The following is a 19,983-nucleotide window of genomic DNA, read 5'->3' as shown; positions in this document are numbered from 1 at the left end:
GTCAGGCCGCCGGGGTGATCGCGACCGCGCGGAACGAGATCCCGTGGCGCTTCTCGCCGTTGAAGGTGTTCTCCCAGTCACGGGCCTTGAGTCCGATCACCTTGACCGGCATGCCCGGGGTGAGGCCCTCGGGGAAGCCCGTCTCCGGGATCGTCACCTGGTACAGGTTGCCCTCACCCTCGTCCGAGACCAGCAGGCCCACGGTCGACAGGCCCGCACCGGTCTCACGGTCCATGGCCCGCTCACCGGTCTTGGCGTTGGCTAGCTTCGGCGCCGGCGCGGTGGCCACGAACACCACAGCGGTCGAGACGTCGATCTTGAAGGACGGCATTATGGAATCTCCCTCAGGGGATGAGCCCCGGGCTGCGTTGTGATCTTGGCGGATGCACGTAGCCCGGGGCGTCTTGGTGTCCGACACCAACGAAGCTACTCGCAGAAAAACTGCGAGTCAACAGAAAACCTGCGACTAGCAGTAGAAGTCCGACTCTGCGAGACTTGGCGCGACAAGAAGGAGGAGGAATGACCAACTTTGGGCTTTTCGTTCGCTTCACGCTTCGCGAGGGTGCCGGCGAAGCATTTGACGCCCTGATGCGAGAAACCACCGCAGCGATCCAGGCTCACGAGCCCGGCACGCTGGTCTACGCCTGCCACCAGGTCGAGGGCGCACCGAATGAGCGGATCTTCTACGAGCTGTACGCCGATCTCGACGCGTTCGAGGAGCACGAGCGCCAGCCCCACACTCAGCACTTCCTCGCCGAGCGGACCAAGCACGTCGAGAAGACCGAGGTTGACCGGCTCCAGCCGTACGCCGGCAAGTACCCCACAGGAGACGAGGCGTGACAGGCTCCGACCCCAAACTCCTCGGCCCGCGAGTCAAGGAGTTGCGCCGCGCAGAGGGCATGTCGCAGGGCGATCTTGCGGTCGCGGTGGGGCGCTCGGAGAGCTGGGTTTCGCAGGTTGAGCGAGGCGTACAGCCCGTCGAGCGGCTCTCTGTCCTTCAAGCCCTTGCCGATGCGCTGAACGTGCCTGTCCGTGAGCTTCGCCCGGACGCCGCGCCAGCCGAGAGAGCCGAGCCTGAAGAGGCGCACGCGAGCAACGACCTTGACGGTCTGCGCGTCGCACTCACCGGGCACCCGGCTCTGGGCAGCTTGTTCGGTCAGCCGCCATCCGGACCGGTCCCGTCTCTCGCTGAGTTCCGTCACCAGGTGGACGTGGCCTGGACACTGACGCACGCGTCGAGCTACGCGTCATTGAGTGATCATCTCGCCAACCTGCTCCCGAGCATTGAGGCAGCGGTGCGCCACGCGCCGGCGAGCGACCGCATAGAGCTTCACGCCCTCCGCGCGAAGGCGTACCAGGCGGCAGCAGCGAGCTTCACCCGGCAGGATCAGGCCGACGCGGCATGGGTCGCAGCCGATCGGGCGCTACAAGCTGCCGAACTTGCAGGCCAGCCGTTGGAAGTGGTGGCGAGCCTGTTCCGCATGGCGCACGCTTTCATGCGGCAGCAGCACATGGACCAGGCCGAGCAGGCAGCAACGTCCGCCGTGGCGGTCATGGCTCCCAGGGCGGAGGCATCCACGTGCCCCCCGGAAGAGCTGTCGCTCTTGGGCGCCATGAACCTGGTTCTCTCGGTGATCAACGCCAAAGAGGGCAATCGCGGGCGAACCCAGGAGCACATCCACCGGGCACGAGAGATCGCCGCGCGGTTGGGCGAGGACCGCAATGACTTCGACACCGAGTTCGGGCCGACGAACGTCGAGATCCATGCCGTAAGCACGGCTGTGGAGCTGGGAGACGCAGGGCTCGCCCTGGAGGTGGCCCAGCAGGTTGATGCCTCGGGCCTTTCTCCCGAGCGGCAATCGCGTTTCCTCCTTGATGTGGCGCGAGCGCACGCGCAGCGGCGACACGTCGGCGAGGCCACAGCCGCACTCTTGGAGGCCGAGGTTCTGGCGCCTGAACAGATCCACGATCATCGCTTGGCCCGGGATGTGATCCGCGACCTGGTCCAGCTCTCAGAGCCCCGCGTCCCCGAGTCCCTGCGTGGCTTGGCCGAGCGCAGCGCAGTCGGCTAGGTCGCTTCTTCTGGATCACTTCGCGCCAGAAGAGGGCAGTTCGGCGCGTCATATGGGGAGCCAGCGTGCCCGGCCTGGCCAATGCCTCTGCTGCAGCTCGCCTTTCTGGCCCAACAGGCGAGTGACGGGCTCAACATCAGCTGAGATCGTGGGTTGCCACGAGGAAGCTTCGAATGCAGGAGGTTGTGGTGGCGCACGAGTGGGAGTTGCTAAATGACCAGCCGTCTGAGGAGGGGTTTCCCGAGGCCCTCCGCGCTCCGACCGCATCGCCGGCGCTCAATCTCGGCGTGCAGGTGATCGGTAGCAACATCGTTGGAAACGACGTGGTCGAAGTTGCTGCGCAGTACATGGCCGAGCACGCGCGGCTCGAAATGTGGATGGGTAGGCACAGGCCACCCCTGGGTTTCCGTCAGCAGTTCGAGATGGGCCGTGCCGCTCACGAGGGTCTGATCCTCGCCCACGAGGCATGGATCGCGTTCCAGGCGGCGTATCAGGTGTCTGGCCGGAAGGTGGACCACGTACGGGACGAGCGGGAGAGGTTGAAGGCAGCCTTGTGCCAGGCCACCGACGCTCTGGTCAGCGCCCGAGGCGACGACTGAGCATCTGGACCGGCACGCCGCGCGTGGCATGCAGCCACAGCCAAGCTCAAGCACTGGCACGGCCTGACCACCCGCTACGACAAGACGGTCACCATTTACCTTGCCGCACACCACCAGTGAGCGGGCTGCCAACGGCCCGCCCTGCCGTGGACACGCGACGTGATGTTGTTACAGGTTTCTCTACCTCATCAAGGCCCGCGCACGGCGCGGGCGCGCGCCGCCTCGTTGTCGGGGCCGCCGCCCTGTCTTCGCCAGCGGCGGCCCCGACAGGCGGCGCGCTACGTGCAACGGGCAGGCGAGAAATGATCTACCACGTACGTGAGTCCCTGGACAGACTTATCGCATGGGGGCATCCACAGAACACGTCGCATTCCGCCTGACGTTCACCGACTACCACCAAGACCCGCACGACAGCGACGTCCTACGCCGAGCTGTCACGATCCAGGCGGACCGACTCACCTTCCGCGATGAGCACCTGACGCTCTGGCTCGCTGGTACCGAAGTCGGTCACTTCCCTCTAGAGATCATCGAGTCCGTGTGCCCCGACGCACAGCCCAACAAGATCCGGGCAACCCCGGAAGAGCTCCGGGCCCGATACCCGAACATGGGCGCCCCCTGGTCCACCGAGGACGACAAACGTCTCCTTGCCCTCTACCAGCAAGGCGAACGAAGCCTCAACTCCCTCGGCAAGCAGTTCGGCCGGAAGCCCAGCGCCATCGGCTCTCGTCTGGCGAAGCTCGGCCTCGAAAGCCTGGGCTGAGAGACCCCTCCAACCAGCACCCATGCGGGCTCACCTGAGGCACAAACATGCCTCCGGCGGGGGCGCTCAGGCTCCGAGATGGCGGGGGCGCCGTTCGCGGGTGCTGGCCGAGTGTGGCGTGCGCGGGGTACTCCCATCCCGTCTGCCGTCGACCCAGGCAGAGCCGAGCAGCCGCGGCCCAGGGCGTCAAGGTCGTTCGTCCAGCAGGGCGCTCCACCTTGACGCCCTGAACCACGCCTGCTCCACGATGTGTGGGTCGACGGCAGACGGGATGGGAGTCAGGGCGAGTGGTCATCGGACCCTGGAGAGTTGCAGGCGACGTCACAGCCAGAGAATCAGCGCGACGATCACGACAAGGACAAGGAAGGGGCTGGCTATAGCTTTACGAAGCTCCCGTTCACCTTTGCCGGGAAACATGGGGTCGTCGCCTTCATCGGTGAACTTGATCGATGAGTCGGATTTTCCGGTCAGGATGTCACTCGCATCCCGGATCAGCGCTGCGGCTGCCTTCACATCGCCCGATTCCTTCAGCATCGAATCCACTTTGGCCAGCATCTCGGGTGAAGAAACTGCCAGACGTCGTACGTTTTGCTTGGTCTCCTCGTCAACTCCTTCATTTCTGATAATCGTTTGAAATACGCTGCCGTTATTGGTCTGGATGTACTGATCAATCGCCGTCCCGGTCATGATCCCCTCCGCCGCATGTCGTGTTGCTCACCAGTGAGGGTGCACGGTCCAGGCTTAGGCGAAACGATGAGGCGCACTCGCCTCCGCTCTTGGACTGCCCGAGCGGACCAGCCAGAATGAGTGCGATCAAGACGGCGGCGACAGCCGACACGGTGGCCACACCTACCCGTGCAAACGGATTGAGAGCCTGGCCGATCGTCTTGACCAAGGTGGGCCACTTGTGTGTGACCCAGAGGACGAAGATCACACCGATGAAGGCAAAGACGAAGACTCGATCTCGCACAAATGCCCCGACATGCTCATCGGAGGACAGTTGCACCAAGTTTGTTATGAGCCATTCGAGAGTTGGCAATACGTAAGGGAAGTACTTGTTAATCAGTTCGATGCCGAACAGGGCCGCCAAAATGGCCAAGACGGCGCCGGACGCGTAATAAGCAATTCCAAGCCACCCCGCGTTGTTGGTTGCAGGAAGCTTCACTGCTTGCCGTCGCGGTAATTGGTCTGTGAAACGCTGCCATTGTTCGTCTCAATGAACTGCCCGTTGACGGTGATGCCTCCCGACCGTGAGTTATGAGGAGGGGGAGTGTTGGCAGTGCCGCCGTCCGGCTGTGTGTTGTTGGCAGGAGGTGCAGGGGCAGGGGTGGGGTTGGTGGTGGAGCGTGAGCGCGTCCACCTAGCGGTGATCACGGCGCCGCCGAGTAGGAACACTCCGCCGATCAAGGCGGTGAATATCTCGATCATGAAGCCCCCCAGAGCATCCGCCAAAGGTCATCAAAATGCTACCCGCTACAGGTAGTTGAGGGCCCGGGCATCCGTCAACGGGGACACGCAGCAGCGAGGCACGACAAGCAGTCCCGGCCAGTAGCGTGAGGCTGCTCTGCTGTACAGCAACGAAGTACAGCAACCACCGCGACCGCAGCCAGGCATCACCGACCGCAGACACCTGAGCGACCAGCCCGGCAGACCCCAGTGACCTCCCCGCCTGTAGTTCGCATCGAGGGGGTCTGGGGTTCAAATCCCCACAGGTCCACGCAGCATAGAGCCCCGTCGGCGGAAGCCGACGGGGCTCTATCGTGTTTCCGGCCCGGCCGGGGCTCAGTCCCGCTCGCCCGCGGCTTCTCCCGGGTGGGTGCGCAGGGCCAGGGCCGTCGGGAGCAGGGTGCCCGCCAGGGCCAGGACCGCGCAGGCGGCCGTCGTCAGGGCGAGGGCCGGCCAGGGGACGGCGAGGGCCCAGGGCGCCGCGAGCAGGTGCAACGCGCCGGTCATCCCGGCCAGGTTGACGACCGTCACCAGGAGACCCGGCACCGCACCCACCGCCACCACGGTCAGCGCCTCCGCGGCCGCCAGCCGCAGCACCTGCCCGCTCGTGGCACCGGCCAGCCGCAGGACCGTCAGATCCCGGCGGCGCTCGGCGGCTCCCATCATCAGGGTGTTGGTGAGCGAGATGCCCGTGTAGACGAGCGCGATGCCGAGGACCAGCAGGGTGACCAGCCGGGTCGTCCGGTTGGACTGCGGGGAACTCGCCCGCACCCACCGCGACTTGTCCGCGACCCGTACGCCGTCCACCGCCCGGAGCGCGGCCAGGGCCGCCGCCCGGTCCGCCCCGGACCGGACCCGTACCTCAACCCGGTCCACGCCCGCGCCACCGGCGTTGGCCGGGGTGACGTACGCGCCGTTGTCCCCGGTCCCGGTGGCCAGTACGGCGGCGATCCGCAGGGTCCGTGCCGTGCCGTCCCCGAGCCACACCCGCACCCGCCGCCCCACCTCGTGCCGTGCCCACTCCCGCGTGACGACGATCGACCCGTCGTCCAGGTCCGCGACCCGGCCCGCGGTCACCGGAAGGCGCACGGTGGCGGCGAGGAGCGCCGGATCGGCCGCGCGCGCCCCGGACTTCACCAGGGCGACCCCGTCCTCCAGGGTGTACACGGCGGTGGCCGCGCTCGCCGACACGACGGTTCCCGGCACCCCGCGCAGCCGCGCGACCGACGCCGCCGGGATCGTCGTACCGCTCTCGGGGGTCACCACGTAGTCCGCGGCCGTCCGCTGCCCGGCCTCCGCGGCGCGGGCCTCGCGCAGGGTGGCCGTCGCGCCCAGCAGGGAGCCCGCCAGGGCCACGGTGACCAGGACGGGCGCGGCCGCGGCCGCGGTCCGGCGGGCGCCGGTGACGGCGTTCGCCCGCACCAGCGGGCCGAGGGCACCGGGCAGCCGGGGCACCAGCGGACGGACCAGCACCGGCGAGAGCAGCGCCACCGCCGTGATGAGCAGCATCGGGCGGCTGATGTACGTCTTGCGGTGCAACAGGTCGCCAGGGGCGGTCATCAGGGCGTACGTCAGGGTCGCGCACGCCGTGAGCAGCAGCGCGACACCGCACGCCCGCCGCCCCCGGGTCAGCGCGCGCCCGTCGGCCGAGGCCTCGCGCAGCGCCTGTGCGGGCGTGGTCCGGCCCGCCCGCCAGGAAGCGGCGGCCGCCCCGCACAGGGCGACCAGCAGGCCCGTCCAGAAGGCGAGATGGTACGGCCAGGCTCCGGCCTCGCCGCCGCCCATCGTGTACCAGTCCGGCGCGAGCCCGCCGTCGACCACCAGCTCGGCCAGCCGCGGGGCGGCGTACGCCCCCAGGGCGCAGCCCGCCGCCGAGGCGAGCGCGCCGACCAGCAGCGCCTCCGCCAGGACCGAGCGCCGGAGCTGGCCCGGGGTGGCCCCCGCGGTGCGCAGCAGCCCGAACTCCCGGCGCCGGCGGTCGACCGCGAAGGCGAAGGTGGAGGCCACCACGAACACCGACACGAAGGCCGTCACCCCGCCCGCCGTGCCGAACAGGGCGTTGAGCGCGGTGAGCGCCTCGGCGTCCCGGCCGGGGTCGGCGTCCGCGAGGCGCCGCGCGTCACCGGTCAGCACCCGCGCCCCGGCCCCGGCATCAGCCCCGGCTCCGGTACCGTCGCCACCGCCCGCCCCGGCGGCGACGACGGACCGGACCGCCGAAGGATCCGCCTCCACCACCAACTGCACGGACTCGGGCGCGAGTCGGGCGGCCTCGGCGTCCGGGTAGAAGACGGCGTCCTCGAAGCCCCGCGCGGGCACCGTCCCGACGACCCGGACCGTCCCGTCCCCGGTGCGCAGCCGGTCGCCCACCCGCGCCCAGCCGCCGGTGGTGACCACCTCGCCGGGCGCCCCGGGAGCCCGGCCCGCGCCGAGTTCGTACGGGGCGAAGCGTGCCGTCGACCAGGGGTGCCCGACCAGGCCGCCGGGGCCGCCCGCCACGCGGACCGGGAAGGAACGGTCCTCGGTCACCGGGCCCAGGGCGCGCAGCGCGGTCACGGTGGCGGGCGGGACCGGGCGGGGGCGTGCGAGGCGCGCCGTACGCTCCCCGGCCGGGGTGTCCACGCGCAGGGTGTCCCCGCCCCTGACCACCACGGGCGCCGCCGCGAAACGCTCCGGCGTGCGTGCCGGTGCCTGTTGCGAGGCCGCCAGCGCCTGGCCCATCACGGCGAGCAGCCCGACGCCGAGGGCGAGCGCGACGAAGCTGCCGGCGAAGGCGGCCCAACGGGCGCGCAGGGTGCGCAGCGTGACGCTCAGCATCGGGAGTCCTCCGGGGAAGCGCCGCGCACGCCCGGCGCACTGCTCAAAGAATCCGCCCCCGGCCCCGGCCCCGGCTCCGCCCCCGGCCCCGGCTCCGCCCCCGGCCCCGGCTCCGCCCCCGGCCCCGGCTCCGCCCCCGGCCCCGGCTCCGGCTCCGGCCCCGGCCGCAGCTCCCGCCCCAACTCCTGCCGCAGCCACGTCTCCCGTCCCAACTCCCGCCGCAGCCCCGTCTCCCGCCCCACCTCCCCGCAAGCGGGAGCCGCCTCCCACCCCGCCATCCGTGCCGCGATCGTCTCCGCGTCCGCCCCGGCCAGTTCGCCGTGGACGCGGCCGTCGACCAGGAAGACGACGCGGTCCGCGTACGAGGCGGCCAGCGGATCGTGAGTGACCATCACCACCGTCTGGCCCCCGTCGTCGACCAGGGCGCGCAGCAGGGTGAGCACCTCGCGGGCGGTGGTGGATTCGAGGGCGCCGGTCGGCTCGTCGCCGAAGAGGACCTCGGGGCGGGTGATCAGGGCGCGGGCGAGGGCCACGCGCTGCTGCTGGCCACCGGAGAGCTGGGCGGGGCGGTGGCCGGCCCGGTCGGCGAGCCCGACCTGGCGCAGTGCCTCGCGCACCCGCGCCCGGGGCGGCCGGCGCCCGGCGAGCCGCAGCGGCAGGACGACGTTCTGCTCGGCGGTCAGCGCCGGCAGCAGGTTGAACGCCTGGAAGACGAAGCCGACACGGTCCCGGCGCAGCAGCGTCAGCCGGCGCTCGCTCAGCCCGGTCAGCTCGGTCCCGCCGATCCGTACCGACCCCGAGGTGGGCCGGTCGAGACCCGCCGCGCACTGGAGCAGCGTGGACTTGCCCGAACCGGACGGGCCCATGACGGCCGTGAAGGAGCCGCGGGGGAGGGCGAGGGTGACGTCGTCGAGAGCGGTCACCGGGGCGCCCGCCGATCCGTACGTCCTGCGCACGGCGGTGAGTTGGACGGCATGGTCGGTCATCGTCTTCTGGACTCCCACTCGTCGGCGGCGACGCCGCAACAGATGCCCGGTCGTTCTCCGGTGGGACCACGAAACCGTGCGAGGGGCCGTCCCGTCGTTGGGGCAGGGGCGAGAGCCGGGGTGGGGCCAGGCATACCCCAAAGGCTCGGCCTGGGGGGATGGTCCGCCCTCGTTCCCCCTGCCTACGGTGATCCGCATGCGACCCCGAAACGTGTGGCAGGCCCTGACCCGCCCGGGCTACCTGCTCTCCCCGTGGCCCTGGCGCGCCGCCGCCTACCTGCTGACCGGGGCGGTCACCGGGGCCGTCACGCTGGTGGTGCTCACGGCCTCGGCCGTCGCCGGCGGGGTGCTCGCGCTCGTTCTCGTCGGGCTGCCGCTCCTCGTGGTCACCGCGCTCGCCGGACTGCCCGTGGCCGCGCTGGAACGGCGCCGGCTGCGGCTGGTCGACGCGGACGACGCGCCCGGCACGCACACCGAACCGCCGGCGCCGGGACTGCGCAGCTGGCTCACCACCCGGCTGCGTGAACGGGCCACCTGGCGTGAACTCGGCCACACCGTCCTGACCGCCTGCCTCCTGTGGCCGGCCGAGGCGCTCCTGCTCGCCGTGGCGCTGCTCTGCCCGTCGGCCGTCGTCGCCACCCCGCTGCTGCTGGCGACCGTCGGCGACGGCCGGGAGACGAAGGTGCTGAAGGTGTGGACGGTCACCGGATGGCCCGCCGCCCTCGCGGCCGCCGCGCTGGGTGTGCTGCTGCTGGCCGCGGGCGGATACGTCCTCGGGGTCGCGGCCGGTGCCCGTGCCGCGCTCACCCGGCTCCTCGTCGCCCCGCCCGACGGCGGCCCCGGCCCCCGGGTCGTCGAACTGACCCGCTCCCGCGCCCGCCTGGTCCACGCCTTCGAGGCGGAACGCCGGCGGATCGAGCGGGACCTGCACGACGGCGCCCAGCAGCGGCTCGTCGCCCTCACCCTGAGCCTGGGCCTGGCCCGCCTCGACGCCCCGCCCGGCGGCCCGCTCGCCGAGCAGCTGGCCCGCGCCCACGAACAGGCGGGCGCCGCCCTCGCCGAACTGCGCGAGCTGATCCACGGGATCCACCCCAAGGTGCTCGCCGACCACGGCCTGGAGGCGGCCGTCGCGGACGCCGCCGACCGCTCGCCGATACCCGTGGACGTGGCGTTCGCGCCGCCCGTGCCCCGGCTGCCGCAGGCGGTGGAGGCCGCCGCCTACTTCGTGGTCAGGGAGGCGCTCGCCAACGTGGCCCGGCACAGCGGGGCGGACCGCGCCGGCGTACGCGGGGAGCACCGGGACGGACGGCTGGCCCTGGAGGTGACGGACGACGGCCAGGGCGGTGCCGACGGCGCTCGCGGCACCGGCCTCACCGGACTCGCGGACCGGGTGTCCGTGCTCGATGGAAGACTGACGCTGACCAGCCCCCCGGGCGGACCGACCCTGCTGCGTGTGGAGATCCCTTGCGAGCCGACAGCGACGGCCGAACCCTGCGTGTAGTCCTCGCCGAGGACGGCGTCCTGCTCCGGGACGGCCTCACCGCGCTGCTCACCCGCTTCGGCCACCGGGTCGTCGCCGCCGTCGGCGATGCCCCGGCCCTGCTCACGGCGGTCGCGGAGCACACACCCGACATCGTCGTCACCGACGTCCGGATGCCGCCCGGCTTCCAGGACGAGGGGCTGCACGCGGCGGTCCGGCTGCGCGCCGAACGCCCCGGCCTGCCGGTCCTCGTCCTCAGCCAGTACGTCCAGCGCGCCTACGCCGCCGAACTCCTCGACTCCGGCGACGGCAGCGGCGTCGGCTATCTGCTCAAGGACCGTGTCGGTCAGGTCGAGGAGTTCGTGGACGCCCTGCGCGAGGTCGCGGCCGGCGGCACGGTCGTCGACCCGGAGGTCGTACGACAGCTGCTGCGCCGCCGCCGTGACCCGCTGGCCCGGCTGACACCGCGTGAGCGGGAGGTGCTGGCGCTGGTCGCGGAGGGCCGGTCCAACGGGGCGATCGCCAGGGCGCTGGTGGTGTCGGAGGCGGCTGTCGGCAAGCACATCGGCGGCATCCTCACGAAGCTGGACCTGCCGCCCGCCGACGACACCCACCGCCGGGTGCTCGCGGTGCTGGCCTACCTCAGGAGCTGAGGGGCTTCGCGAAGCACCGGCTGGACTCGTACTCCCGGTAGTAGCCGAACTTGGTGCAGGGCGTGTAGCCGCTGGAGGCGTAGAGGGCGATGGCCTCCGGCTGCTCGGTGCCGGTCTCCAGCACCATCCGGGTCCGGCCGGACGTCCGGGCGTCCTCCTCCAGCGCGAGCAGCATCCGCCGCGCCAGCCCGCGTCCGCGCATGTCCCGGATCACGAACATCCGCTTCAGCTCGGCGTCGCCGTTCTCGTTGCCCTCGCCGTTCTCGTCCTGGCTGCGCCAGCCGCCGGTGGCCACGGGCCGGTCGGTCGCGTCGTAGGCGATGAGGTACACCCCGCGCGGCGGCTCGAAATCGGCCGGTTCCAGGACCGTGGCGTCGCCGCCGTCGCCGTAGCGCTCGTGGTACTCGGCCTGGACCTCGTCGTTGAGCTTGACGGCGTCGGGGTGGTCGAAGGGGACCCGGCGTATATTCATGTCACTCACAGTACATCTATACACAATCGTGGACGGCGGACATCGGACCCCGTCCAGTGTGCCGGTATCGTGCCCGGGTGCTGACCGTGACCTCCGTGAACGTGAATGGACTGCGCGCCGCCGCGAAGAAGGGCTTCGTGGAGTGGCTCGCCGACACCTCCGCCGATGTGCTGTGCCTCCAGGAGGTGCGCGCCGAGGCGAAGCAACTGCCCGACGAGGTCCGCGCCCCCGAGGGCTGGCACGTCACCCACGCCCCCGCCGCCGCCAAGGGCCGGGCCGGCGTCTCCCTCTACACCCGCCGTGAACCGGACGCCGTCCGTGTCGGCTTCGGCTCCGCCGAGTTCGACACGAGCGGCCGCTACGTCGAGGCCGACCTGCCCGGTGTGACGGTCGCCTCCCTCTATCTCCCGTCCGGCGAGGTCGGCACCGACCGCCAGGAGGAGAAGACCCGCTTCATGACCGAGTTCCTGGCCCACCTCAAGGACCTGCGCGAACGCGCCGCGGCCGACGGCCGGGAGGTCCTGGTCTGCGGCGACTGGAACATCGCCCACCAGCAGGCCGACCTGAAGAACTGGCGCTCCAACACCAAGAACTCCGGCTTCCTCCCGGAGGAACGCGACTGGCTCACCCAGGTCCTCACCCCGGAGGCCGGCGGCTACGTCGACGTCGTGCGAGCCCTGAACCCGGACACCGAGGGGCCGTACACGTGGTGGTCGTACCGGGGGCGGGCCTTCGACAACGACTCGGGATGGCGGATCGACTACCACGTCTCGACGCCCGGGCTCGCCGCCAAGGCGGTCAAGGCGACCGTGGAGCGTGCCGCCACGCACCCCGAGCGCTGGTCCGACCACGCGCCGGTGACGGTGGTCTACGACCTCTGAGACCCCGCCCCGCGCTGAAGCCGTCGGTCCAGCGCCAGGGACAGTTCCGCTTCGACCACGCTGCGGGCCAGGGGGCGCAGGCGGGGGAGGGCCTCTTCGCCGGCGTGGTGCAGGACGAGGGTGGTGAAGAGTTCGGCGAGGGCGTCGGCGTGCTCGCGGACGCGGGCGCCGACGGCGAGGACGTCCGCGAGCGGGATGCCCTCGTGGACCAGGGCGGCGGAGACGTCCAGCAGGCGGCGGCTGATGTGCACGATCTCCTCGCCGTCGGTGCCGAGGTAGCCGAGGTCGAGGGCGGCGGCGAGGTTCTCGGGGGTGACCTGGCCCTCGAAGCGGGCGGCGAGTTCCTCGGGGGTGAGGTGGACCGGCTCCTCCTCGGTGGGGCCGCCGACGCCGATCAGGTCGGCGACGTCGCGGCCGTGGTCGAGGGCGTCGGCGAGTTCGGCGATGCCGTTCAGGGTGTGGCCGCGCTCCAGGAGCGTGGCGATGGTGCGCAGCCGGGCCAGGTGGCTGTCGTCGTACCAGGCGATACGGCCTTCCCGGCGCGGCGGCCGGATCAGTTTGCGCTCGCGGTAGAAGCGCAGGGTGCGCACCGTGATCCCGGCCTCCCCGGCCAGTTCCTCCATGCGGTACTCACGCTTGTCTGCCACGTCGGAAGCCTATGTTGTACCGCCGGTAACTTTCCTTCCCCCGGGCTCTATCGCTCGGTGCGGAGCTGCTCTACAGTCCAACTGCGCCAGTGTTCACTGGCAGAGTCGCAGCGGGAGGTGACGCGATGGCCGAGCACGTACGGGTGGCGGTGGTCGGATCCGGGTTCGGCGGACTGGGAGCCGCCGTACGGCTGCGCCGGGAGGGGATCACCGACTTCGTCGTCCTGGAGCGGTCGGACAGCGTCGGTGGCACCTGGCGGGACAACAGTTATCCGGGGTGCGCGTGCGACGTGCCCTCGCATCTGTACTCCTTCTCCTTCGCGCCCAATCCGGACTGGCCGCGCACCTTCTCCGGGCAGGAGCACATCCGCGCCTATCTGGAGCACGTCACGGACGTCTTCGGGCTGCGGCCGCATCTGCGGTTCGACGCCGAGGTCCAGCGGATGACCTGGGACGCCCAGGAGCTGCGCTGGGACATCGAGACGAGCGGCGGGCGCTACTTCGCCGATGTCGTCGTCTCCGCCACCGGGCCGCTGTCCGACCCGAAGATCCCCGACATCCCGGGGCTCGACACCTTCCCGGGCAAGGTCTTCCACTCGGCCCGCTGGGACCACGACCACGATCTCACCGGCCGACGGGTCGCCATGGTCGGCACCGGCGCCTCCGCGATCCAGATCGTGCCCGCCATCCAGCCGCAGGTGGAGCGGCTCACCCTCTTCCAGCGCACCCCGCCGTGGGTGATGCCCCGCGTCGACCGGTCCATCTCCGGCGCCGAGCGCGCACTGCACCGGGCCCTGCCCTTCACCACGCAGCTGCGCCGCGGGCTGCTGTGGGGCATCCGCGAACTCCAGGTGCAGGCCTTCACCAAGCACCCCGACCAGCTCGGCCTGGTCGAGAAGCTCGCCCGGCAGAACATGGCCCGTGCCGTCAAGGACCCGGCCCTGCGCGCCAAACTCACCCCGGACTACCGCATCGGCTGCAAGCGGATCCTGCTCTCCAGCAGCTACTACCCGGCGCTCACCCGGCCCAATGTGGACGTCGTCACCGGCGGTCTGAGCGAGGTCCGCGGGTCCACGCTGGTCGCCGCCGACGGCACCGAGGCCGAGGCCGACGTGATCGTTTTCGGTACGGGCTTCCATGTCACCGACATGCCGATCGCCGATCGGGTCGTCGGCGCCGACGGGCGGACCCTCGCGGAGAGCTGGAAGGACGGCATGGAGGCCCTGCGCGGCGCCTCCGCCGCCGGCTTCCCGAACTGGATGACGATCATCGGGCCCAACACCGGCCTCGGGAACTCCTCCATGATCCTGATGATCGAGTCCCAGCTGAACTACATGGCCGACTATCTGCGCCAGCTGGACGTCCTGGGGGTCCCCCCAGGCCCTCAAGGCACTGGGGGAGGCCGCGCCGCCCTCGACGCCCGCCCGAGTGCCGTGCACGCCTGGAACCGGCGCGTGCAGGACCGGATGCGGCGCACGGTGTGGAACACCGGCGGCTGCACCAGCTGGTACCTCGACTCCAACGGCCGCAACACCACCATCTGGCCGGGCACCACGGGCGAGTTCCGGCGCGCGACCCGCCGCGTCGACCTCGCGGAGTACGAGGTGCTGCGGGCGCCCGCCCTCAAGAAGGACGAGGTGACGGCGTGAGCGCCCACCGCGAGCTGACCGCGGTCTCCGCCGACGGCACTGCTCTGCACGTCGAGGTCCACGGGCCCGACTCCGCACCCGCCGTCGTCCTCGCCCACGGCTGGACCTGCTCCACCGCCTTCTGGGCGGCCCAGATCCGCGATCTGGCCGCCGACCACCGGGTCATCGCCTACGACCAGCGCGGCCACGGACGCACACCGCCGAGCCCGGTGTGCAGCACGGACGCGCTCGCCGACGATCTGGAGGCGGTGCTCGCCGCGACGCTCGCGCCCGGCGAGCGGGCCGTGATCGCCGGTCACTCCATGGGCGGGATGACGGTGCTGGCGGCGGCCGGCCGGGACCGCTTCCGGGAGCACACGGCGGCCGTCCTGCTGTGCAGCACCGGGGCCTCGCGGCTGGTCGCCGAGTCCACCGTCGTACCGCTGCGGCCCGGGCGGTTGCGGACCTGGCTGACCCGGCACATCCTCGGGTCGAGGGCGCCCCTGGGGCCGGTCACACCGGTCGCCAAGCGGATTCTCAAGTACGCCACGATGGGCGCCGGATCGGCCCCGCACCTGGTCGACTCGTGTGCCCGGATCGTGCACGCCTGCCCGCGCCGCGTGCGGTACGCCTGGTCGCACGTCCTGAGCATGCTCGATCTCGAGCACGGGGTCCGGGAGTTGAGGGTGCCGACCGCGGTGATCGTCGGTTCCGGCGACCGGCTGACCCCGCCGGTGCACGCCCGCCGGATCGCGGCCGCGCTGCCGGACTGTCTCGGCGTGACCGAACTGCCGGGCCTCGGCCACATGACGCCGGTCGAGGCGCCCGAGCTGGTCAGCGGCCGGATCCGGGCACTCGTCACCACGTACACGCAAGCGAAGGAGGGCGCATGAGCAGGGTGGGTCTCGAAGGACAGGTCGTGGTCGTCACGGGAGCGGCGCGGGGCGTCGGTGAGCTGCTCGCCCGCAAGCTGTCCGCGCGCGGTGCGACGGTCGCGCTGGTCGGGCTGGAGCCGGATCTCCTCAAGCAGGTCGCGGAGCGGCTGCACGGGGACAGCGGGCACTGGTACGCCGACGTCACCGACCACGAGGCGATGGCGCGGGTCGCGGCGGAGGTGAAGGAACGCTTCGGCAAGGTGGACGCCGTCGTCGCCAACGCGGGTGTCGCGAGCGGCGGGCCCTTCGTCGACTCCGACCCGCAGGCGTGGCGGCGGGTGATCGAGGTCAACCTCATCGGGTCGGCGGTGACGGCCCGCGCCTTCCTGCCGCTGCTGATGGAGAGCCGGGGGTATCTGCTTCAGATAGCCTCCCTCGCCGCGATCACACCGGCCCCGATGATGACGGCGTACTGCGCGTCCAAGTCGGGCGTGGAGGCGTACGCGCACAGTCTGCGCGCGGAGGTCGGGCACCGGGGGGTGCGGGTCGGCGTCGGGTACCTGTCCTGGACCGACACCGACATGGTGCGCGGCGCCGATCAGGAGGACGTCATGCGGGAGTTGCGGCAGCGGCTGCCGTGGCCGTCGAACAAGACGTACCCGCTGGGCCCGGCGGTCGACCGGATCGTGGCCGGCATCGAGCGGCGCTCCGCGCATGTGTACGGGCAGTGGTGGCTGCGCGGGATGCAGGGGGTGCGCGGATATCTGCCGGGGCTCATCGGTACGGTCGGGCAGCGGGAGATGAAGCGGTTCGCGCCCAGGTTGCAGGGCATGCGGACCGGGCTGGTGGGGGCGGGCGGGGCGGCCGACGAGGAGGCCCGCGCTACGCACCGTAGTTGATCGAAATGCGCGGCATGTCCTCCCGTGTGAATCTGGTCGAGGCCCCGACGCGGGGCCTCAAACCCCCTCATCTCCCACAGGAGTGAACCCACATGGGTATGAAGGACAAGTTCCAGGACCAGTCCGAACAGTGGCAGCAGCAGGCCAAGCAGAAGGCCCAGCAGGCCAAGGAACAGGGCCAGCAGCGGGGCCGCGGCCGCGAGATGGACGAGGACCCGGAGCGCATGCGGCGCGAGCGGGAAGACAGGGACCGCATGAACCAGGACTACGACGCCTAGCCGCCGCGCTGGGCTTCGGCCACTGACGCGGGGTGCCCTTCCCTTCGGGGGAGGGCACCCTGCTTTTGGGCGTGCGCGTTGGGCCCGCTTCGGGCCCGCGTTGGCCCTGCGCCGGGCCTAGGGGGTGTCTCGCTAGGAACCTTGCCGGGGAGGGAGTTTCGGGCGGGAGCGGTCCGGGACTCCGCTGTGGTCCGGCGGTGATGCCGGGGGGTTGGTGGTCAGGAGGTCGAGGGCCAGTCGGACCGCGTCGTCGAGCTGGGCGTAGCGGCCCTCGGCCCAGTCCAGGGGGGTGCGCAGGGCCTCCAGGTCGGGGATGACACCGCGGTTCTCCACGGACCAGCCGTACGCGTCGAACCAGGCCGCGTTCATCGGCACGGTGATCACCGTGCCGTCGCCGAGCTGGTGGCGGCCGGTCATGCCGACCACTCCGCCCCAGGTGCGCTGGCCGACGACCGGCCCGAGGCCGAGCAGCTTGAAGGCCGCCGTGATCATGTCGCCGTCGGAGGAGGTCGCCTCGTCGGCGAGCGCGACGACCGGGCCGCGGGGCGCGTTGGAGGCGTACGACACCGGCTGGGCGTTGCGGGTGAGGTCCCAGCCGAGGATGGTGCGGGTGAGCTTCTCCACGACGAGTTCGCTGATGTGGCCGCCCGCGTTGCCGCGCACGTCCACGATGAGCGCGGGCCGGGAGACCTCCATGCGCAGGTCGCGGTTGAACTGGGCCCAGCCCGAGCCGCCCATGTCGGGGATGTGCAGGTACCCGCACTTTCCGCCGCTCAGCTCCCGTACCACCGCGCGCCGTTTGGCCACCCAGTCCTGGTAGCGCAGGGGGCGTTCGTCGATCAGCGGGACCACCGCCACCCGGCGGGAGCGGCCCGCCTCGCCCTCGGCCGGGGTGAACGTCAGCTCCACCGTCGTGCCGCCCGCCCCGGCCAGCAGCGGGTACGGGCCGGCCACCGGGTCCACCGGGCGGCCGTCGACGTGGGTGAGGACCGCGCCCTCACGGATGCCGGTGCCGGCCAGCGGCGAGCGCGCCTTGGAGTCGGAGGAGTCGCCGGGCAGGATCCGGTTGACGGTCCAACCGCCTTCCCGGTGCGCGAGGTTGGCGCCGAGCAGGCCCTGGCGGCGCTGGTAGTGCGGCGGTCCTTCGTTGCGGCGGGCGGCGGAGACGTACGCGTGCGAGGTGCCCAGCTCGCCGAGGACCTCGCGGAGCAGGTCGGCGAACTCGTCGGGGGAGGCGACCCGTTCGACCAGCGGGCGGTACTGGTTCAGTACCGCGTCCCAGTCGATCCCGCACATCCCGGGGTCCCAGAAGTACGCGCGGATCAGCCGGCCCGCCTCCTCGTACGACTGGCGCCACTCCGCGCCCGGGTCGACCTCGTGCAGGATGCGCCGCAGGTCGATCCAGACCGTGGAGTCCAGGTCCCCGGACTCGCTGGAGGGCACCGCCCGCAGTTCGCCCTCGTCCACCACGACCAGCCGGGTGCCGTCCCCGCTGACGGCGAACCAGTCGAGGTCGCCGACGAGTTCGGACTTCTTCGCCTTGCTGATGCTGAAGTGCTCCAGCGTCGGGCGGCCGCTGGTGTCGTCCGGGTTGGCGAACGTCTCGCCGAGCGCGCCCGAGATGGGCCACCGCAGCCAGACCAGTCCGCCGCCCGCCACCGGGACGAGCGCCGAGTACTTGGACGCGCCGACCGGGAAGGGGGTCACCCGGCTCTCCAGGCCCTCGATCTCCACGGTGACCGCGCCGTCGGCGCCGTTCTCGTCCTCCGCGGGGTCCAGGCCCCCGGCGGCCGGCCGGCCCTCCGGGGTGAGTGCGAAGGGGGAGGGTGTCGCGGAGGACAGGGGCACCAGGTAGGGGCGGCAGCCGAGCGGGAAGGACAGGTCGCCGGTGTGGACGTCGTAGACCGGGTCGAAGCCGCGCCAGGAGAGGAAGGCGAGATAGCGGCCGTCGCGGGTGAAGACCGGGTTCTCGTCCTCGAAGCGGCCGTTGGTCACGTCGACGATCAGCCGGTCCTTGGTGCGGGCCATCTTGATCTGGCGCAGCGACCGCCCGATCCCCGGGTGCGACCAGGTCAGCCAGGCCCCGTCCGGCGAGAACGCCAGGTCGCGGACGGGCCCGTTGACCGAGGAGATCAGCTCGGTGACCTCGCCGTTGGAATCCTCGGTGGCGTCGATGAGCAGCAGCCGTCCGTCGTGGGCGGCGATGGCCAGCCGTTCGCCCTCGGGGTCGGAGACCATCTCCAGGACCCGGCCCAGTTCTCCGGAGGCCAGCCGCCGGGGGGTGCGGTCGCCGGTGGCCCGGGGCAGATAGGCGATCTCGACGGCGTCCTCGCCCTCCGTGTCCGTCACATAGGCGACCTGTCCGCCCGAGCCGAGCATCTCCGGCAGCCGTACCCGTACCCCGGGTGTGTCGGTGATGGTCCGGGCGGGCCCGTCCCGGTGGGTCAGCCAGTACAGGCTGCCGCGCACGACCACGGCGCTCGCCCGCCCGGTCTCGTCGACGGAGATGCCGTCGACGTGCTGGGCGGCCGGGATCTGGTACGGCCGCCGTCCGGCCCGCGGCCCGCCCAGCCGTACGTCGAGCCGGCGCGGGGCGGAGCCGGCCGCGAGGTCGTCGACGATCCACAGGTCACCGGCGCACTGGTAGACGACGCGGGTGCCGTCGCCGGCGGCGTGCCGGGCGTAGAAGGCGTCGTGGTCGGTGTGCCGGCGCAGGTCGGAGCCGTCGTAGGCGCAGGAGTAGAGGTTGCCGACGCCCTCGTGGTCGGAGAGGAAGGCGATCCGGCCGCCGGCGAACAGCGGGCTGGAGAGGTGGCCGTCGAGGTCGGGCAGCAGCCGCTGTCCGTGCAGCCAGAGCCGGCCCGTGGCGCCGCCCCGGTAGCGCTTCCAGGCGGCGGGTTCGTGCGGGGGAGTGCCGGTGAGGAGCAGGGTCCGGCGTTCGCCGTCGAGGTCGGCGGCCTGGATGTCGGAGACCGGGCCCCAGGGCAGTTTGCGGCCGGGGGAGCCGTCGGTGGGGACCTTGTAGGACCAGGTGAAGTAGGAGAAGGGCTCGCCGTGGGAGGCGACGGCCAGGATGTCGCTGTGGCCCTCGGCGTCGGGGGGTGTCCAGCCGCAGACCTGGGTGTCGGCGCTGCCCCAGTACGTCAGCCGTTGTCCGGGGCCGCCGTCCACCGGCACCAGGTGGATCTCCGGGACGAGGCTGCGCCAGGTCGTGTACGCGACCTGGCTGCCGTCGGGCGAGAAGCGCGGGTGTCCGGTCTTGGTGCGGTCGACGGTGAGCCGCCAGGCGCGGCCGGGGCCGTCGAGGGGGGCCAGCCAGAGGTCGTCCTCGGCCACGAAGCACAACAGGTCACCGCTGAGATGGGGCAGACGCAGATAGCTCACCTCCCCATGCTTTTCCGGCGAATGGGGCCGGGCAACTTATGTGCCCTTCACAGACGTGAGCCAGCGCACGTACGAAACAGTTTCGTTTCGCTAGCTCTCAGGGTATCTT

General features: G+C 71.4%; 19 protein-coding genes and 1 pseudogene. 11 read left to right on the top strand and 9 right to left on the bottom strand.

Going from position 1 to position 19,983, the window contains the following annotated elements; genetic code table 11:
• Nucleotide 1 precedes the first annotated feature (1 nt).
• Nucleotides 2-331 carry an SCO3933 family regulatory protein gene (locus tag IE275_RS22685; protein ID WP_189713189.1) on the bottom strand — a complete coding sequence of 110 codons (330 nt, stop codon included), beginning with the start codon at nt 329-331 and terminating at the stop codon, nt 2-4.
• A 188-nt stretch (nt 332-519) separates the two neighbouring features.
• Between IE275_RS22685 and IE275_RS22680 the strand changes: the two genes are divergently transcribed.
• From IE275_RS22680 to IE275_RS22665, 4 genes are all read left to right on the top strand, one after another.
• On the top strand, nt 520-840 hold the full coding sequence (locus tag IE275_RS22680; protein ID WP_189713188.1) for a putative quinol monooxygenase: 321 nt from the start codon (nt 520-522) through the stop codon (nt 838-840).
• A complete protein-coding gene (locus IE275_RS22675; protein WP_229870445.1) occupies nt 837-2,072 on the top strand; it encodes a helix-turn-helix domain-containing protein in 1,236 nt (411 codons plus the stop codon). Before IE275_RS22680 ends, IE275_RS22675 begins: the two co-directional genes overlap by 4 nt.
• A 173-nt stretch (nt 2,073-2,245) precedes the next feature.
• Nucleotides 2,246-2,671 (top strand): hypothetical protein, encoded by a 426-nt coding sequence (locus IE275_RS22670; RefSeq protein ID WP_189713187.1) that lies wholly within the window; start codon nt 2,246-2,248, stop codon nt 2,669-2,671.
• Between the two features lie 343 nt (nt 2,672-3,014).
• Entirely contained in the window at nt 3,015-3,431 is a 417-nt protein-coding gene (locus tag IE275_RS22665) for a hypothetical protein (RefSeq protein WP_189713186.1), read from the top strand.
• Nucleotides 3,432-3,752: 321 nt separating this feature from the next.
• On the opposite strand, the gene IE275_RS22660 is transcribed toward IE275_RS22665, so the two are convergent.
• The 5 genes and pseudogenes from IE275_RS22660 to IE275_RS22640 all read right to left on the bottom strand — a co-directional run.
• Entirely contained in the window at nt 3,753-4,118 is a 366-nt protein-coding gene (locus IE275_RS22660) for a hypothetical protein (protein WP_189713185.1), read from the bottom strand.
• Complete coding sequence (locus tag IE275_RS22655) at nt 4,099-4,596, bottom strand: hypothetical protein (RefSeq protein WP_189713184.1); 498 nt, start codon at nt 4,594-4,596, stop codon at nt 4,099-4,101. The genes IE275_RS22660 and IE275_RS22655 overlap by 20 nt, the downstream gene beginning before the upstream one ends.
• Complete coding sequence (locus tag IE275_RS22650) at nt 4,593-4,859, bottom strand: hypothetical protein (RefSeq protein ID WP_189713183.1); 267 nt, start codon at nt 4,857-4,859, stop codon at nt 4,593-4,595. Before IE275_RS22650 ends, IE275_RS22655 begins: the two co-directional genes overlap by 4 nt.
• A gap of 354 nt (nt 4,860-5,213) precedes the next feature.
• Nucleotides 5,214-7,691 (bottom strand): FtsX-like permease family protein, encoded by a 2,478-nt coding sequence (locus IE275_RS22645; RefSeq protein ID WP_189713182.1) that lies wholly within the window; start codon nt 7,689-7,691, stop codon nt 5,214-5,216.
• A 254-nt stretch (nt 7,692-7,945) separates the two neighbouring features.
• Nucleotides 7,946-8,677 (bottom strand): annotated as a pseudogene (locus IE275_RS22640) (ABC transporter ATP-binding protein); the annotation flags it as partial.
• A 196-nt stretch (nt 8,678-8,873) separates the two neighbouring features.
• Between IE275_RS22640 and IE275_RS22635 the strand changes: the two are divergent.
• Together IE275_RS22635 and IE275_RS22630 are read left to right on the top strand one after the other, a co-directional pair.
• Entirely contained in the window at nt 8,874-10,178 is a 1,305-nt protein-coding gene (locus IE275_RS22635) for a sensor histidine kinase (RefSeq protein WP_189713181.1), read from the top strand.
• On the top strand, nt 10,142-10,810 hold the full coding sequence (locus IE275_RS22630; RefSeq protein ID WP_189713180.1) for a response regulator transcription factor: 669 nt from the start codon (nt 10,142-10,144) through the stop codon (nt 10,808-10,810). Before IE275_RS22635 ends, IE275_RS22630 begins: the two co-directional genes overlap by 37 nt.
• Here IE275_RS22630 and IE275_RS22625 read toward each other — a convergent pair.
• The gene (locus tag IE275_RS22625) at nt 10,800-11,282 is read right to left on the bottom strand and encodes a GNAT family N-acetyltransferase (RefSeq protein ID WP_189713179.1); all 483 of its coding nucleotides are present in this window, start codon (nt 11,280-11,282) and stop codon (nt 10,800-10,802) included. The genes IE275_RS22630 and IE275_RS22625 overlap by 11 nt on opposite strands.
• Before the next feature lie 77 nt (nt 11,283-11,359).
• Between IE275_RS22625 and IE275_RS22620 the strand changes: the two genes are divergently transcribed.
• The gene (locus IE275_RS22620; protein ID WP_189713178.1) at nt 11,360-12,163 is read left to right on the top strand and encodes an exodeoxyribonuclease III; all 804 of its coding nucleotides are present in this window, start codon (nt 11,360-11,362) and stop codon (nt 12,161-12,163) included.
• Here IE275_RS22620 and IE275_RS22615 read toward each other — a convergent pair.
• Entirely contained in the window at nt 12,151-12,810 is a 660-nt protein-coding gene (locus IE275_RS22615; protein ID WP_189713177.1) for a MerR family transcriptional regulator, read from the bottom strand. The genes IE275_RS22620 and IE275_RS22615 overlap by 13 nt on opposite strands.
• Nucleotides 12,811-12,935: 125 nt before the next feature.
• On the opposite strand from IE275_RS22615, the gene IE275_RS22610 reads away from it, so the two are divergent.
• The 4 genes from IE275_RS22610 to IE275_RS22595 all read left to right on the top strand — a co-directional run bounded on the left by IE275_RS22610 (nt 12,936) and on the right by IE275_RS22595 (nt 16,490).
• Nucleotides 12,936-14,459, top strand: a complete 1,524-nt coding sequence (locus tag IE275_RS22610; protein WP_189713176.1) for a flavin-containing monooxygenase — start codon at nt 12,936-12,938, stop codon at nt 14,457-14,459.
• On the top strand, nt 14,456-15,331 hold the full coding sequence (locus IE275_RS22605; protein ID WP_189713175.1) for an alpha/beta fold hydrolase: 876 nt from the start codon (nt 14,456-14,458) through the stop codon (nt 15,329-15,331). Before IE275_RS22610 ends, IE275_RS22605 begins: the two co-directional genes overlap by 4 nt.
• Nucleotides 15,328-16,212, top strand: a complete 885-nt coding sequence (locus IE275_RS22600; RefSeq protein WP_189713174.1) for an SDR family oxidoreductase — start codon at nt 15,328-15,330, stop codon at nt 16,210-16,212. Before IE275_RS22605 ends, IE275_RS22600 begins: the two co-directional genes overlap by 4 nt.
• Nucleotides 16,213-16,304: 92 nt before the next feature.
• The gene (locus IE275_RS22595; RefSeq protein ID WP_189713173.1) at nt 16,305-16,490 is read left to right on the top strand and encodes a hypothetical protein; all 186 of its coding nucleotides are present in this window, start codon (nt 16,305-16,307) and stop codon (nt 16,488-16,490) included.
• A gap of 132 nt (nt 16,491-16,622) precedes the next feature.
• On the opposite strand, the gene IE275_RS22590 is transcribed toward IE275_RS22595, so the two are convergent.
• Nucleotides 16,623-19,874: a S41 family peptidase gene (locus IE275_RS22590; RefSeq protein WP_189713172.1), complete on the bottom strand. Its 3,252-nt coding sequence runs from the start codon at nt 19,872-19,874 to the stop codon at nt 16,623-16,625.
• Nucleotides 19,875-19,983 lie beyond the last annotated feature (109 nt).

The organism is Streptomyces phaeofaciens (assembly GCF_014648915.1).
Lineage (GTDB): Bacteria > Actinomycetota > Actinomycetes > Streptomycetales > Streptomycetaceae > Streptomyces > Streptomyces phaeofaciens.
This window is presented reverse-complemented; position numbering and strand designations above follow the sequence as displayed.